13 protein-coding genes and 2 tRNA genes are annotated in these 14,553 nt (G+C 57.5%); 1 reads left to right on the top strand and 14 read right to left on the bottom strand.

What is annotated here, in order from left to right:
* Nucleotides 1–9: 9 nt before the first annotated feature.
* The 10 genes from nusA to rlmE form a co-directional block, all read right to left on the bottom strand.
* Nucleotides 10–1,491 carry a transcription termination factor NusA gene (gene nusA / locus M5G26_RS21970; RefSeq protein WP_093435760.1) on the bottom strand — a complete coding sequence of 494 codons (1,482 nt, stop codon included), beginning with the start codon at nt 1,489–1,491 and terminating at the stop codon, nt 10–12.
* Between the two features lie 47 nt (nt 1,492–1,538).
* A complete protein-coding gene (gene rimP, locus M5G26_RS21965; RefSeq protein ID WP_007973115.1) occupies nt 1,539–1,997 on the bottom strand; it encodes a ribosome maturation factor RimP in 459 nt (152 codons plus the stop codon).
* Between the two features lie 139 nt (nt 1,998–2,136).
* Nucleotides 2,137–2,213: transfer RNA gene (locus M5G26_RS21960), tRNA-Met, on the bottom strand.
* A 97-nt stretch (nt 2,214–2,310) separates the two neighbouring features.
* Nucleotides 2,311–2,396 (bottom strand) — tRNA-Leu (locus M5G26_RS21955).
* A gap of 22 nt (nt 2,397–2,418) precedes the next feature.
* The gene (gene secG / locus M5G26_RS21950; protein WP_027610782.1) at nt 2,419–2,805 is read right to left on the bottom strand and encodes a preprotein translocase subunit SecG; all 387 of its coding nucleotides are present in this window, start codon (nt 2,803–2,805) and stop codon (nt 2,419–2,421) included.
* A gap of 4 nt (nt 2,806–2,809) precedes the next feature.
* Nucleotides 2,810–3,565 (bottom strand): triose-phosphate isomerase, encoded by a 756-nt coding sequence (gene tpiA, locus M5G26_RS21945; RefSeq protein WP_273916472.1) that lies wholly within the window; start codon nt 3,563–3,565, stop codon nt 2,810–2,812.
* A 65-nt stretch (nt 3,566–3,630) separates the two neighbouring features.
* The gene (gene glmM / locus M5G26_RS21940; RefSeq protein ID WP_134174515.1) at nt 3,631–4,968 is read right to left on the bottom strand and encodes a phosphoglucosamine mutase; all 1,338 of its coding nucleotides are present in this window, start codon (nt 4,966–4,968) and stop codon (nt 3,631–3,633) included.
* A 16-nt stretch (nt 4,969–4,984) separates the two neighbouring features.
* Nucleotides 4,985–5,836 (bottom strand): dihydropteroate synthase, encoded by an 852-nt coding sequence (gene folP / locus M5G26_RS21935; RefSeq protein WP_134174513.1) that lies wholly within the window; start codon nt 5,834–5,836, stop codon nt 4,985–4,987.
* An 8-nt stretch (nt 5,837–5,844) separates the two neighbouring features.
* A complete protein-coding gene (gene ftsH / locus M5G26_RS21930; RefSeq protein WP_016986501.1) occupies nt 5,845–7,752 on the bottom strand; it encodes an ATP-dependent zinc metalloprotease FtsH in 1,908 nt (635 codons plus the stop codon).
* Nucleotides 7,753–7,954: 202 nt separating this feature from the next.
* Complete coding sequence (gene rlmE / locus M5G26_RS21925; protein ID WP_141127796.1) at nt 7,955–8,584, bottom strand: 23S rRNA (uridine(2552)-2'-O)-methyltransferase RlmE; 630 nt, start codon at nt 8,582–8,584, stop codon at nt 7,955–7,957.
* 101 nt (nt 8,585–8,685) lie between these two features.
* On the opposite strand from rlmE, the gene M5G26_RS21920 reads away from it, so the two are divergent.
* Nucleotides 8,686–8,994, top strand: a complete 309-nt coding sequence (locus M5G26_RS21920; RefSeq protein WP_016771761.1) for a YhbY family RNA-binding protein — start codon at nt 8,686–8,688, stop codon at nt 8,992–8,994.
* A 9-nt stretch (nt 8,995–9,003) separates the two neighbouring features.
* Here the strand turns inward: M5G26_RS21920 and M5G26_RS21915 are convergent, their stop codons facing one another.
* The 4 genes from M5G26_RS21915 to carA all read right to left on the bottom strand — a co-directional run bounded on the left by M5G26_RS21915 (nt 9,004) and on the right by carA (nt 14,393).
* Nucleotides 9,004–9,408: an MFS transporter gene (locus M5G26_RS21915; protein WP_095049710.1), complete on the bottom strand. Its 405-nt coding sequence runs from the start codon at nt 9,406–9,408 to the stop codon at nt 9,004–9,006.
* A 28-nt stretch (nt 9,409–9,436) separates the two neighbouring features.
* Nucleotides 9,437–9,913, bottom strand: a complete 477-nt coding sequence (gene greA, locus M5G26_RS21910; protein WP_003221530.1) for a transcription elongation factor GreA — start codon at nt 9,911–9,913, stop codon at nt 9,437–9,439.
* Complete coding sequence (carB, locus tag M5G26_RS21905) at nt 9,910–13,131, bottom strand: carbamoyl-phosphate synthase large subunit (protein ID WP_007915231.1); 3,222 nt, start codon at nt 13,129–13,131, stop codon at nt 9,910–9,912. Before carB ends, greA begins: the two co-directional genes overlap by 4 nt.
* A 125-nt stretch (nt 13,132–13,256) precedes the next feature.
* On the bottom strand, nt 13,257–14,393 hold the full coding sequence (gene carA / locus M5G26_RS21900; protein WP_007953761.1) for a glutamine-hydrolyzing carbamoyl-phosphate synthase small subunit: 1,137 nt from the start codon (nt 14,391–14,393) through the stop codon (nt 13,257–13,259).
* Nucleotides 14,394–14,553: the final 160 nt, after the last annotated feature.

Raw genomic sequence — 14,553 nt, 5'->3', positions numbered from 1 at the left:
CGCGCCTAATTACTCGAACCAGTGGGCTCGGGCGGCCATGATCAACTTGCCGGCACGATCATCGTCAATGCCGTCGATGTCGAGCAGGTCGTCAATAGACTGCTCGGCCAGGTCTTCGCGGGTAATTACGCCGCGCACCGCCAGTTCCATCGCCAAATCCTTGTCCATACCCTCAAGCGAGAGCAGGTCTTCGGCCGGATGGGCGTCTGCCAGCTTTTCCTCAGTAGCGATGGCTTTGGTCAACAAACGATCCTTGGCACGAGCGCGAAGCTCGTTGACGATGTCTTCGTCAAAGCCGTCGATGTTGAGCATTTCTTCCAACGGTACGTAGGCAATCTCTTCCAGGCTGGTGAAGCCTTCATCTACCAGCACCTGAGCCAGTTCTTCGTCGACTTCCAGCTCGTCGATGAAGTTGCGCAGGATGTCGCCGGTTTCTGCTTGCTGCTTAGCCTGGATGTCCGATTCGGTCATCACGTTCAGGGTCCAGCCAGTCAACTGGCTCGCCAGACGCACGTTCTGACCACCACGACCGATGGCCTGAGCCAGATTGTCTGCGCCAACGGCGATGTCCATTGCGTGGGCATCTTCGTCAACGATAATTGCCGCAACCTCAGCCGGGGACATGGCGTTGATCACGAACTGAGCCGGGTTGTCGTCCCACAGAACGATATCAACACGCTCACCGCCCAACTCACCCGACACTGCCTGGACGCGCGAACCGCGCATACCAATGCAAGCGCCCTGCGGGTCGATGCGTTTGTCCTTGGAGCGGACGGCGATCTTGGCGCGCGAACCCGGATCACGGGACGCTGCCATTACTTCGATCAGACCTTCGGCAATTTCCGGCACTTCGATACGGAACAGCTCGATCAGCATTTCCGGCGCAGTACGCGACAGGATCAGCTGCGGGCCGCGGTTCTCGGTGCGGATTTCCTTGAGCAGCGCACGCAGACGCACGCCAACACGGAAGGTTTCACGCGAAATGATGTCTTCACGGGCCAGCAACGCTTCAGCGTTGTTACCCAGATCGACGATCACGTTGTCGCGGGTGACTTTTTTCACGGTGCCGGAGATAATTTCCCCCAGGCGCTCGCGATAAGCGTCAACCACTTGAGCGCGCTCGGCTTCGCGAACTTTCTGCACAATGACTTGCTTGGCAGTCTGCGCAGCGATGCGGCCGAACTCGATGGATTCGATCTTTTCTTCAACGACGTCGCCAACCTTGGCACCTGGATGCGTTTCGGCAACCTTGGTTGGCCAGGTTTCGATGGCCGGATCGTCGAGATCATTCTCTTCGACAACCGTCCAGCGACGGAAAGTTTCGTAAGAACCGGTGTGGCGGTTAATTTCCACACGCAGGTCAACTTCGTCTTCAAAACGCTTTTTGGTAGCAGTGGCCAGAGCCAGCTCCAGCGCTTCAAAAATTACGCTTGCCGGTACGCCCTTTTCATTGGATACCGACTCAACAACCAGCAGTACTTCTTTGCTCATCGTACGCCTCGCCTTTCGCAAGCCATTGGATCCGCGGGATCCGCGTCTCAGTCAAAACTGGGAATAATGTTGGCCTTGTCGATCATATCGATCGGCAACAGGAACTCATGGTCTTCTACCTGCACCACGACGTCCTGCTCTTCTACACCGCGCAGAAGGCCCTGAAAGTTGCGTCGCCCTTCGAAAGGCGAACGCAGCTTGATCTTCACTTGTTCACCGGCAAACTTTGCAAACTGCTCAAGAGTGAACAGTGGGCGCTCCATGCCAGGCGAGGAAACTTCGAGGGTGTATTCAACGGAGATCGGATCTTCAACATCCAGTACACCGCTGATCTGACGGCTGACAATGGCGCAATCGTCCACCAGCACGCCGCCCTCTTTATCGATATAAACGCGCAACATCGAGTGACGACCCTGAGCCGAAAACTCGATACCCCAGCATTCATAGCCCAGGGCCACGACCACCGGGGCCAGCAAGGCCTGCAACTCTTCTAGCTTGCTCGACACCTGAACCCCCTAGTGCATGATATGTGCATGCTTTGCAAAATAAAAAAATGGGCATAACGCCCATCCTTGAAACGCCGTCGAACAGCGGCGTTGAAAGTGTCCAGCTAACAAAAAGCCCCTTAAAAGGGGCTCCTTAAACTGGTTGCGGGGGCCGGATTTGAACCGACGACCTTCGGGTTATGAGCCCGACGAGCTACCAGACTGCTCCACCCCGCGACAAAGCTGGGGCGGAAGTATACGACCGATCCCTTATAGGGTCAATGTAACCTTCCACCTGCAAGAAAGCCCGCAACAGCGGGCTCTCCTGACTAATTGGTACCGAGAAGGGGACTCGAACCCCTACACCCTATGGGCACAACCACCTCAAGGTTGCGTGTCTACCAATTCCACCACCTCGGCAAAACTACGTTTGAAACCCTTCTTACTTCTGCTCTTGAGCTGGAGGTACGTCAGTCGCTGGAGTAGCCGACTTTTGCTCTTGAAGCACCGGGACATCATCAGAAGCCGGTTGTTGTTGCTTAGGTACTTCCAACACTGCTGGATCTGGCAATCCTGCTTGAGTCAGCTGATGAGCCTTCTCTTTAGCAAAGTAACCTAACCCCAAGCTGGTTATGAAGAAACCGGCGGCAAGTATAGCAGTAAACTTACTAAGAAAGGTAGAGGAACCTTGGCTTCCGAACACAGTATTTGAAGCACCTGCTCCGAAAGACGCGCCAGCGTCCGCACCTTTACCCTGCTGCAGCAAAACCAGAGCAACTACGCCCAATGCACCCAGCAGATGAAAAACGACTACGACTGTTTCCAGCATTTTTTCAGTTTCCCGCGGCGCGACAAATCGCACCGAACTCATCTGCATTCAGGGAAGCTCCACCAATGAGCCCCCCATCGATATCCGGCATGCCGAACAGTTCGACCGCATTGGCCGCCTTCACGCTGCCGCCGTATAGAAGCCGCACACCTCGTGCGACTTCAGAATTCTCTGCCGCCAGCTGCTCGCGAATGGCTTTATGCACATCCTGAGCTTGCTGCGGCGTTGCAGTCAGTCCGGTACCAATAGCCCAGACCGGCTCGTAAGCAATGACTGCCTTGGCAAAGGCACCTACACCCAGCTCCTCGATGATGCTGCCCAGCTGACGCCCGACAACTTCAAGAGTTTTTCCAGCTTCGCGCTGCTCAAGGGTTTCCCCTATACACAACACCGGAATCAAGCCACATGCCTGTGCCGCTGCGAACTTGCGATTCAGCATTCCGTCTCGCTCGCCCATTATCTGGCGGCGCTCGGAGTGCCCGACAAGCACCAGGGAACAACCCGCATCCACCAACTGACTCGGAGCAATTTCACCGGTCAATGCACCTTGCGTGGATTCCACCGCAGAATTCTGCGCACCGACCGAAATCGATTTGCCTTTCAAGCCATCAATCACTTGATTGATATACAAGCAAGGCGGGAATACCGCGACATCAACACCGCTTGGCAAGGCCAGATGACGAAGGCCGTTGATCAGCTCAGCGACGCTGGCGCGGGTACCGTGCATCTTCCAGTTACCAGCTACCATAGGGCGACGCATGCTGTACCTCGTCGGTCAAAGTGGGCGCAGATGTTACCCAACACAATCATGGCTTGCAAGCCGTATCAGGCAGAAACTTCAGTTACCAGTTTTGCCAGCTCTTCGGCGTAGTTGCGAACCTGGGTTTCGTCCTCGCCTTCGACCATTACGCGCACCAGCGGCTCTGTCCCGGACTTGCGCAAAAGCACGCGTCCGCGTCCTGCCATTGCCTGGGTGACGCGCGCACTGGCTTCCTTGACAGCCGGGTGTTCCAGCGGACTTTCGCCACCACCGAAACGCACATTGATCAGCACCTGAGGGCACTTGCGCAATGCCTGACGCGTCTGCGCCAAACCTTCATTACGGGTCTTCAGCGCCATCAGCACCTGCAACGCAGCGATGATCGCATCGCCGGTCGTGGTGTGATTGAAGCAGACGATATGCCCCGAATTCTCGCCGCCGACCAGCCAATTGCGCTCAAGCAACTCGGCTATCACGTAACGGTCACCGACATTGGCACGGATGAACGGAATCGAAAGATCGGCCAGCGCGAGCTCCAGACCCAGATTACTCATCAGGGTGCCTACAACTCCGCCGTGCAATTTCCCGCGTTCGTGCAGATCGCGAGCGATGATGAACAGCAGCTCATCACCATCAACAATCGCGCCGGTATGATCGACCATCAAAACCCGATCGCCGTCGCCATCAAAAGCGATGCCCAGATCGGCGTGCTCGGCCAGCACCGCTGCCTGCAACTGCCCCATATGGGTCGAGCCACAATTTTCGTTGATGTTCAGACCATTTGGCTGCGCCGAGAGCACCACCACTTCTGCACCCAACTCACGGAAAACGCTCGGAGCCACCTTATAGGTCGCGCCATGCGCGCAGTCGATAACGATCCTGAGACCGGAAAAACTGGTGCCCGTCGGCACGCTGCTTTTGCAGAATTCGATGTAACGACCTGACGCATCGTTGATTCGCGACACTTTGCCGATCTTGCTCGATTCAACCACGGTCATCGGCGTATCGAGCAACTCTTCGATCATCAACTCCAGCTCATCCGGCAACTTGGTGCCCTTACCGGAAAAAAACTTGATGCCGTTATCGTCATGCGGGTTATGCGAAGCGCTGATCACAATACCGGCCTCAGCCTGGAATGTGCGCGACAGGTAAGCGATGGCCGGCGTCGGCATAGGACCCAGCAGCATCACATCGGCACCAGCCGATGTCAGACCGGCCTCAAGCGCCGACTCGAACATATAACCGGAAATCCGCGTGTCCTTGCCGACCAGCACTTTGCAGGCGCCCATCTTGCGGAACGCCATGCCGGCAGCCCAGCCGAGCTTGAGCATGAAGTCAGGAGTAATCGGGTATTCACCGACTCGACCACGAATGCCGTCAGTACCAAAGTATTTCTTGCTCATAAGTGCTCCATCATTCTTATTCGGCCGATTCCACGGCTGCGATCATACGCACTACGTCTACCGTTTCCGCCACGTCATGGACACGCAAAATTCGCGCACCTTTTACCGATGCCAATGCCGCCAATGCCAATCCACCGTGCAGCCGCTCGCCCACAGGACGATTAAGGGCGTGGCCAATCATGCTTTTTCGAGAAACACCAACAAGCAGAGGCCGACCCAACGCATGCAGGGCCTCCATGTGTTTGAACAAGCTTAGATTGTGCTGCAGGGTTTTGGCGAAACCGAAACCCGGGTCGAGAATGATCCGCTCCGCAGGAATACCGGCTGCCGCACATTGCGCCATGCGCTCGGCGAGAAAATCACCGACTTCGCGCGTGACATCCTGATAATGCGGATTGTCCTGCATGTCTCCGGGCTCACCGAGCATATGCATGAGGCACACCGGCAAACCGGTAGCCGCCGCCGCATCCAGCGCACCATCGCGCTGCAGCGAACGCACATCGTTGATCAACCCGGCCCCTAACCGCGCGGTTTCGCGCATCACGGCGGGTGTGGAGGTATCCACCGAAATGATCACATCAAGCTCACGATTGATCAGCTCGACGATCGGCGCCACACGTTCAAGCTCTTCGAGCGGGGACACTGCTCGCGCGCCAGGACGAGTTGATTCGCCACCAACATCGATCAGCGTCGCACCGGCAGCAACCATGGCTGCAGCGTGGCGCAAGGCCGCGTCGAGCTGGCTGTATTGGCCGCCATCGGAGAAAGAATCAGGAGTTACATTGAGAATACCCATGACATGCGTCTGGGCCAAATCAAGAACCCGGTTGCCGCAAGGCAACCGGGTCAGGGACTGTACAGAAGTCATTTCAAACCTTAAACGTCAGCAGCCGGACCGCCAATCGGTGTTTCCGGACGCTCGTCGCGCACCACCGGTGGCGGCGGCGTACCGGTGCCACCCGACCAGTCACGAGGCTCGCGAGGTGTACGACCAGCCATGATGTCGTCGATTTGCTCGGCATCGATCGTCTCGTACTTCATCAGAGCGTCAGCCATTGCATCGAGCTTGTCACGGTTATCCGTGAGGATCTGCTTGGCCGTGCCGTAGCACTGGTCAATGATGCTGCGTACTTCGGAGTCAATCAGCTTGGCTGTCTCACCGGAGAAGCTGGCAGCCTGACCACCACCGCCGCGACCAAGGAACACTTCACCCTCTTCTTCGGCGTACATCAACGGACCGAGTTTTTCCGACAGACCCCACTTGGTCACCATGTTCCGCGCAATCTGACTGGCACGCATGATGTCGTTGGATGCACCGGTGGTGACACCGTCGAAGCCCAGGGTCATTTCTTCCGCAATACGGCCGCCGTACAGCGAGCAGATCTGGCTGATCAGCGCGCGCTTGGACAGGCTGTAGCGATCTTCTTCCGGCAGGAACATGGTTACACCCAGCGCACGACCACGCGGAATGATCGACACCTTGTAGACCGGATCATGCTCAGGCACGACGCGACCAACGATAGCGTGGCCTGCTTCGTGATAAGCGGTGTTCTGCTTCTCTTTCTCGGACATGACCATCGATTTGCGCTCGGCGCCCATCATGATCTTGTCTTTTGCCAGTTCGAACTCTTTCATTTCGACGATGCGCTTGCCGCTACGTGCAGCGAACAAAGACGCTTCGTTGACCAGGTTAGCCAGGTCAGCACCGGAGAAGCCCGGAGTACCACGCGCGATAACGGCCGGAGCGACGTCGTCACCCATTGGCACTTTGCGCATGTGAACCTTGAGGATCTGCTCGCGACCACGGATATCCGGCAGACCAACGACAACCTGACGGTCGAAACGGCCGGGACGCAGCAGCGCAGGGTCAAGTACGTCAGGACGGTTGGTTGCAGCGATAACAATGATGCCATCGTTCATTTCGAAGCCGTCCATCTCAACCAGCAACTGGTTAAGAGTCTGCTCGCGCTCGTCGTGACCGCCACCCATGCCGGCGCCACGATGGCGACCGACGGCGTCGATTTCGTCGATGAAGATAATGCACGGCGCGTGCTTCTTGGCCTGCTCGAACATGTCACGAACACGGCTGGCACCGACACCGACGAACATTTCGACGAAGTCAGAACCGGAAATAGTGAAGAAAGGCACCTTGGCTTCGCCGGCAATCGCCTTGGCCAGCAAGGTTTTACCGGTACCCGGAGGACCGACCATCAAAACGCCGCGAGGAATGCGACCGCCCAGGCGCTGGAACTTGCCCGGATCACGGAGGAATTCAACCAGTTCGCCGACTTCTTCCTTGGCTTCGTCGCAACCGGCAACGTCAGCCAATGTGGTTTTCACCTGATCTTCGGAAAGCAGGCGCGCCTTGCTCTTGCCGAAGCTCATCGGCCCGCCCTTGCCACCGGCACCGCCCTGCATCTGGCGCATGAAGAACATGAACACCGCGATGATCACCAGGATCGGGAAGCTGGCTACCAGCAACTGGGTCCAGATGCTTTGCTGTTCAGGCTGCTTGCCTTCAACCACAACGTGGTTGTCTACCAGATCGCCAATCAGGCCATTGTCCTGAATTGCCGGACGAATGGTCTTGAAGCTGTCGCCATCATTGCGTTTGCCGGTGATTACATAGCCATCAACCGCTACGCGCTCGACCTTGCCATCCTTGACCTGCTGGATGAAGTCGGAATAGTTGAGGGTCTGCGGCTCGTTAGGGCTGGAGAAGTTGTTCATCACCGTCACCAGGACAGCCGCGATGATCAACCACAGGATCAGATTCTTTGCCATATCGTTCAATTAACTACCCTCTGAAGCAAGCTCCGCTACTGGCGCGCGCTTCGCATGATATTCACCGGCCTAACTTACTACATTACCTACGGCTCTGGCAGGCGCCGTCTGTAACCCTTTGTGAAACACTTTCTACACAATATTCGTTAATGCTAGCCGGGCGAAATACTAAAAACCTATCACCCCGCACAAAAACCTCGTATTACTCGCTACGTCCGCGATAGCCCCAAGCCAGCATGTACTGCTCGCGAGAGCTGCCACGAGAGGAGTCCGGCTTGATCATCTGGATCTTGTCGAACTTCTTGCGGGCATCCTTCAGGTAAACATCAAAGCCTTCGCCCTGAAAAATCTTGATCACGAAATTACCACCCGGCTTGAGAATCCGCTCCGCCAGATCAAGTGCCAGCTCGCAAAGGAACATGGCCTTCGGCATATCCACTTCAGGCGTACCACTCATATTGGGGGCCATATCGGAAATCACAAGGTCCACCTGCGAATTACCCACAGCTTCAAGGATTCGCCCGAGCACTTCGTCCTCGGTGAAGTCTCCATGAATGAAGGTGACGTCAGGAATACTGTCCATTTCCAGGATGTCCGAAGCGATCAGGCGCCCCTGACCACCGATCAGCCGACTGGTGACCTGCGACCAGCCACCGGGCGCTGCACCCAGGTCGACAACGCTCATGCCGGGACGGATCAGCTTGTACTTCTCCTGGACTTCCAGAAGCTTGTAACTCGCACGCGAGCGGTAGCCATCCTTCTGGGCCTGCTTCACATACGGGTCATTAACATGTCTTTTCAGCCAACCAAGGCTTGTCTTGGAACGCGCCATTGGGCACCTCGATAATTAGGGTCGTGATTAATTGGGCGGATCCACGAGCCCTCGGGTAAAATGGCCGCCATTTTACAGAATCCAGACGAAAGGGTCAGATTATGCCGCTCACTCCAGAGCAGAAGAAACAGTACAAATCCATTGGCCACCACCTCAAACCAGTTTTGACGGTGGCTGACAACGGTTTGACTGAAGGTGTCTTAGCCGAACTTGAACGCGCTTTGGCGGATCACGAGCTGATCAAAATCAAGCTCAACATCCTTGATCGCGAGTCGCGCCTGGCGCACATCGCAGAACTGTGCAAGGTTGGCAAAGCGGACCTGGTACAGGTCATCGGCAAGATGGCACTGGTTTACCGCAAGAACTTCAGCGCCAACAAGCAGCTGTCGAACGTTCATCGCTTCAAGTGATGACAAGGGTCAAGGGTGTGCTTCGCGCACCCTGCCACTCCATCCCGGCACCGGCTGCATCACCAGCACCAGCCCGGAAAACCCCAGAACCAGATAACTGAACACCTGCCAGCGCTGCGCATCCGGCCAGCCGACACGTACTGCGACAAACATCGCACACGCATACAACGCCATCAGCAGCACCTGCCCGCGAAAATCCCGCCATAGACTGGCAAGGCCCTCGGCCTGTACCAGCACCAAAGCCTGAAAAATAACGCATGCGGCGGCAAACCCCACCACCAGCACTTCGAATGCACTGGCAACCTCATCGATCAGCAGTGGCGCCAGGCCAATCTTGCCCAGCGCCGGCTGCAAACCGAGATGAATCAGCCATAGACCGCCGACCCAAAGCATTTGGGTCAGCTGCCAAAGCATGGCGCCCGCGTGCAGCGGGCGCCCTTTTTCAGATGTGACGGACTTCGACAATCTCGTACTCGATCACGCCGCTCGGCGTCTTCACGGCGACCACATCGCCCTCTTCCTTGCCGATCAAGGCACGGGCCAAAGGCGAGCCGACCGAAATCTTGCCGAGTTTGAAATCAGCCTCATCCTCACCCACGATGTGGTAAGTGACGCTTTCGTCAGTCTCGACGTTGGCGATTTCGACGGTGGTACCGAAAATCACCTTGCCGGTGTGCGGGATGGTCGTGACATCGATGATGACCTGATTCTGAATCCGGCCTTCGATGTCGCGAATCCGCGCCTCGACCATGCCTTGCTGTTCGCGGGCGGCATGGTATTCAGCGTTTTCCTTCAAGTCACCCAACTCGCGGGCCGTACCGATGTCCTGGCTAAGCTTCGGACGGACGACCTTGGTCAGGTGAGCGTGTTCTTCTTCCAGGGCTTTAGCGCCCTGGACGGTCATTGGGTATTTGATCATGCCTTCAATCCTGCGTGTAGATCCTGCAAGCGGCGCACGGTTTTTTCAGGACCGAACTTCAGCGCTTCACAGATAGCTTCGCCAGCAGCAATGGTGGTGGTGCAATAGATCTTGTGCTGCAAGGCATTACGACGAATGGAGTACGAATCAGCGATCGACTGACGACCTTCGGTGGTGTTGATGATCAAGGTGACTTCGTCATTCTTGATCATGTCGACCACGTGTGGACGGCCCTCGGTCACCTTGTTCACACGGCGCACTTTCAGGCCTGCGGCTTCGATCAGCTTGGCAGTACCGGCAGTGGCAACCACTTCAAAGCCCAAGTTGATCAGATCACGGGCAACGCCTGCAACCAGTGGCTTGTCGTCGTCGCGCACGCTGATGAACGCAGTACCGCCGGTCGGCAGCACTTCGCTGGCGCCCATCTGCGCTTTGGCGAATGCTTCACCGAAGGTGTCGCCGACGCCCATCACTTCACCGGTCGACTTCATCTCTGGGCCGAGGATCGGGTCAACGCCAGGGAATTTGGCGAACGGGAACACCGCCTCTTTCACGCTGTAGAAGTTCGGGATGATTTCTTTGGTGAAGCCGATTTCTTTCAGGGTCTTACCAGCCATCACGCGGGCAGCGATCATGGCCAGGGAAACACCGATGCACTTCGACACGAACGGCACGGTACGGGAAGCGCGCGGGTTGACTTCGATGACGTAGATGTCTTCGCCCTGCAAAGCCAACTGCACGTTCATCAGGCCGACAACGCCCAGTTCCAGGGCCATTTTCTTGACCTGTTCGCGCATCTCGTCCTGGATGTGCGCCGGCAGCGAGTACGGCGGCAGCGAGCATGCGGAGTCACCGGAGTGAACACCAGCCTGTTCGATGTGCTGCATGATCGCGCCGATCACCACGTCTTTGCCGTCACAGACCGCATCCACGTCCATCTCGATGGCGCAGTTGAGGAAGTGGTCAAGCAGCACCGGGCTGTCGTTGGACACTTGCACCGCGTCACGCAGGTAACGCTTGAGTTCGTCTTCCTTGTAAACGATTTCCATCGCACGGCCGCCCAGTACATAGGACGGGCGCACCACCAGCGGATAACCGATTTTCGCGGCAGCACGAACAGCTTCGTCTTCGCTGCGCACGGTGGCGTTAGGCGGCTGACGCAGATTCAGGCGCTCAACCATTTGCTGGAAGCGCTCACGGTCTTCCGCACGGTCGATGGCGTCAGGGCTGGTGCCGATGATCGGCACGCCAGCAGCTTCCAGGGCACGCGCCAGTTTCAGCGGAGTCTGGCCGCCGTACTGGACGATCACGCCTTTCGGCTTCTCGACGCGGCAGATTTCCAATACGTCTTCCAGGGTTACCGGCTCGAAGTACAGACGGTCGGAAGTGTCGTAGTCGGTGGAAACGGTTTCCGGGTTGCAGTTGACCATGATGGTTTCGTAGCCGTCTTCGCGCAGAGCGAGGGCAGCGTGAACGCAGCAGTAGTCGAACTCGATGCCCTGGCCGATACGGTTCGGACCGCCACCCAGAATCATGATTTTGTCGCGGCCCGACGGCGCGGCTTCACACTCTTCCTCGTACGTCGAGTAGAGGTAAGCGGTGTCAGTGGCGAACTCGGCGGCGCAGGTGTCAACGCGCTTGTAGACCGGGAACACTTCGAGCTTCTGACGGTGCGTACGCAGGTTTTTCTCGGTCACGCCCAGCAGCTTGGCCAGACGCTGATCGGAGAAGCCTTTGCGCTTGAGCTTGAACATCAGGTCGCGGTCGATAGCGGACAGACCGAGGGTCTTGACCTTCTCTTCTTCCTTGATCAGATCTTCGATCTGCACCAGGAACCACGGATCGATCATGTTCATGCCGAAGATGTCTTCGACCGACAGGCCGGCGCGGAAAGCGTCAGCCACGTACCAGATACGCTCGGCGCCCGGCACGGTCAGTTCGCGCTTGAGCACGCTCATGCTTTCCGGATTGCTCAGGTCGAGCTTCTCGTCCAGACCGCAAACGCCCACTTCCAGACCGCGCAGGGCTTTCTGCAGGGATTCCTGGAAGGTCCGGCCGATGGCCATGACTTCACCAACCGACTTCATTTGCGTGGTCAGGCGCGCGTCGGCCTTGGCGAATTTCTCGAAGGCGAAACGTGGCAGCTTGGTGACGACGTAGTCGATCGACGGTTCGAAGGACGCCGGGGTCTTGCCGCCGGTGATGTCGTTCGAGAGTTCGTCGAGGGTGTAACCCACAGCCAGTTTGGCGGCGACTTTGGCGATCGGGAAACCAGTGGCTTTCGAAGCCAGTGCCGAGGAACGCGATACGCGCGGGTTCATTTCGATCACGACCATGCGGCCAGTGTTCGGGCAGATACCGAATTGAACGTTGGAACCGCCAGTCTCGACGCCGATCTCGCGCAGTACCGCCAGCGAGGCGTTACGCAGGATCTGGTATTCCTTGTCGGTCAGGGTCTGCGCAGGAGCCACGGTGATCGAGTCACCGGTGTGCACGCCCATCGGGTCGAAGTTTTCGATCGAGCAGACGATGATGCAGTTGTCCTTTTTGTCGCGGACAACTTCCATCTCATATTCTTTCCAGCCGATCAGCGATTCGTCGATCAGCAGCTCTTTGGTCGGCGACAGGTCCAGACCACGGGCGCAGATTTCTTCGAACTCTTCACGGTTGTAAGCGATACCGCCACCGGTGCCGCCCATGGTGAAGGACGGACGGATGATGCACGGGAAGCCCAGGGTTTCGAGAACCGCGTTGGCTTCTTCCATGCTGTGGGCGATACCGGAACGCGGGCACGCCAGGCCGATGGATTTCATCGCCTTGTCGAAACGCGAACGGTCTTCAGCCTTGTCGATGGTGTCGGCGTTGGCGCCGATCATTTCTACGCCGAACTTCTCCAGAACGCCTTCGCGCTCCAGGTCCAGGGCGCAGTTCAGAGCCGTCTGGCCGCCCATGGTTGGCAGCACCGCGTCCGGACGCTCTTTTTCGATGATCTTGGCAACGGTCTGCCACTTGATCGGCTCGATGTAGGTCGCGTCGGCCATGTCCGGGTCGGTCATGATGGTGGCCGGGTTGGAGTTCACCAGGATGACGCGGTAACCCTCTTCGCGCAGGGCTTTGCAGGCCTGGGCGCCGGAGTAGTCGAATTCGCAGGCCTGGCCGATAACGATCGGGCCAGCGCCGAGAATCAGGATGCTTTTAATGTCTGTACGTTTTGGCATGGGTTTGTCACTCAAATCCGCAGGTCAGTCGGCAAGCCGTCTTGATCGATTTCTGAAGTCCCGAGGGGGCCGCCGGTGTCGGGGCCGCCCTCGAGGGCTTCTCTCTACAGTCTCAAGGCGAACGCTTAGCGTCGCTTGGCCATCTCGTTGATGAAGCGGTCGAACAGTGGCGCGACATCGTTCGGGCCCGGGCTCGCTTCAGGGTGGCCCTGGAAGCTGAACGCGCTCTTGTCGGTGCGCTCGATGCCTTGCAGGGTGCCGTCGAACAGCGATTTGTGGATCGCACGCACGTTGGCTGGCAGGGTTTCTTCGTCTACCGCGAAACCGTGGTTCTGGCTGGTGATCATTACGACGCCAGTGTCCAGATCCTGCACCGGGTGGTTGGCACCGTGGTGGCCGTGGCCCATTTTCAGGGTCTTGGCGCCGGAGGCCAGTGCCAGCAGTTGGTGACCGAGGCAGATGCCGAATACCGGAATTTCGGTTTCCAGGACTTCCTTGATCGCCTTGATCGCGTAGTCGCATGGCTCCGGATCACCAGGGCCGTTGGACAGGAACACGCCGTCCGGCTTCAGTGCCAGCACATCAGCGGCTGGAGTCTGGGCAGGCACCACGGTGACGCGGCAGCCGCGCTCGACCAGCATGCGCAGGATGTTGACCTTGACGCCGTAGTCGTAGGCAACCACGTGGTACGGCAGCTCGGAAGCTTCGATGGTCGCGTGGCTGTCGGTCTTCAGATCCCAGACAGTCGAGCGCCATTCGTATTGGGTCTTGGTGCTGACGACTTTCGCCAGATCCATGCCCTTCAGGCCCGGGAAGCCTTGCGCCGCGGCGATGGCCGCTTCTTCGGAGATGTTGTCGCCGGCCATGATGCAGCCGTTCTGTGCGCCTTTTTCACGCAGGATGCGGGTCAGGCGACGGGTATCGATACCGGCGATTGCCACAACATTGTTGGCTTTCAGGTAGTCGGACAGGGACATCGTGTTACGCCAGTTGCTCGCTACCAGCGGCAGGTCACGGATGACCAGGCCAGCGGACCAGACGCGGTCGGACTCGGCGTCTTCCGGCGTGGTGCCGGTGTTGCCGATGTGCGGGTAAGTCAGGGTAACGATCTGTTGGGCGTAGGAAGGATCGGTAAGGATTTCCTGATAGCCGGTCATTGCGGTGTTGAACACCACCTCACCAACGGTTTGACCGTCGGCACCAATGGCTTCGCCGCGAAAAATGCTGCCATCAGCAAGGGCAAGTATGGCTGGCTTAGTCAAGAAGACCTCCCGTAAATAACGCATGAAAGGGCGATCGCAGGTTGTAAAAAAGCGGAGTGACGTATGGACACGTCACCCCGCTTCTTCACTGAATTATTCTGCGCGCTTTTAGTGGACACACTAAAGCTGTAGCTTACAGAAAAAGGCTTTTTTGGTCCAC

The sequence above is a fragment of the Pseudomonas sp. TNT2022 ID642 genome, assembly GCF_028656995.1.
Taxonomy (GTDB): domain Bacteria; phylum Pseudomonadota; class Gammaproteobacteria; order Pseudomonadales; family Pseudomonadaceae; genus Aquipseudomonas.
The sequence above is the reverse complement of the archived record's forward strand: the minus strand, read 5'-3'. Positions and strand labels throughout refer to the sequence as shown.

Excerpts from the sequence above, each read along its gene's own strand:
- folP (WP_134174513.1), bottom strand. The coding sequence starts at position 5,836 with ATGACTTCTGTACAGTCCCTGACCCGGTTGCCTTGCGGCAACCGGGTT.
- M5G26_RS21920 (WP_016771761.1), top strand. The coding sequence starts at position 8,686 with ATGCCGCTCACTCCAGAGCAGAAGAAACAGTACAAATCCATTGGCCAC.
- glmM (WP_134174515.1), bottom strand. The coding sequence starts at position 4,968 with ATGAGCAAGAAATACTTTGGTACTGACGGCATTCGTGGTCGAGTCGGT.
- greA (WP_003221530.1), bottom strand. The coding sequence starts at position 9,913 with ATGATCAAATACCCAATGACCGTCCAGGGCGCTAAAGCCCTGGAAGAA.
- M5G26_RS21915 (WP_095049710.1), bottom strand. The coding sequence starts at position 9,408 with ATGCTTTGGCAGCTGACCCAAATGCTTTGGGTCGGCGGTCTATGGCTG.
- carB (WP_007915231.1), bottom strand. The coding sequence starts at position 13,131 with ATGCCAAAACGTACAGACATTAAAAGCATCCTGATTCTCGGCGCTGGC.
- rlmE (WP_141127796.1), bottom strand. The coding sequence starts at position 8,584 with ATGGCGCGTTCCAAGACAAGCCTTGGTTGGCTGAAAAGACATGTTAAT.
- nusA (WP_093435760.1), bottom strand. The coding sequence starts at position 1,491 with ATGAGCAAAGAAGTACTGCTGGTTGTTGAGTCGGTATCCAATGAAAAG.
- ftsH (WP_016986501.1), bottom strand. The coding sequence starts at position 7,752 with ATGGCAAAGAATCTGATCCTGTGGTTGATCATCGCGGCTGTCCTGGTG.
- tpiA (WP_273916472.1), bottom strand. The coding sequence starts at position 3,565 with ATGCGTCGCCCTATGGTAGCTGGTAACTGGAAGATGCACGGTACCCGC.
- secG (WP_027610782.1), bottom strand. The coding sequence starts at position 2,805 with ATGCTGGAAACAGTCGTAGTCGTTTTTCATCTGCTGGGTGCATTGGGC.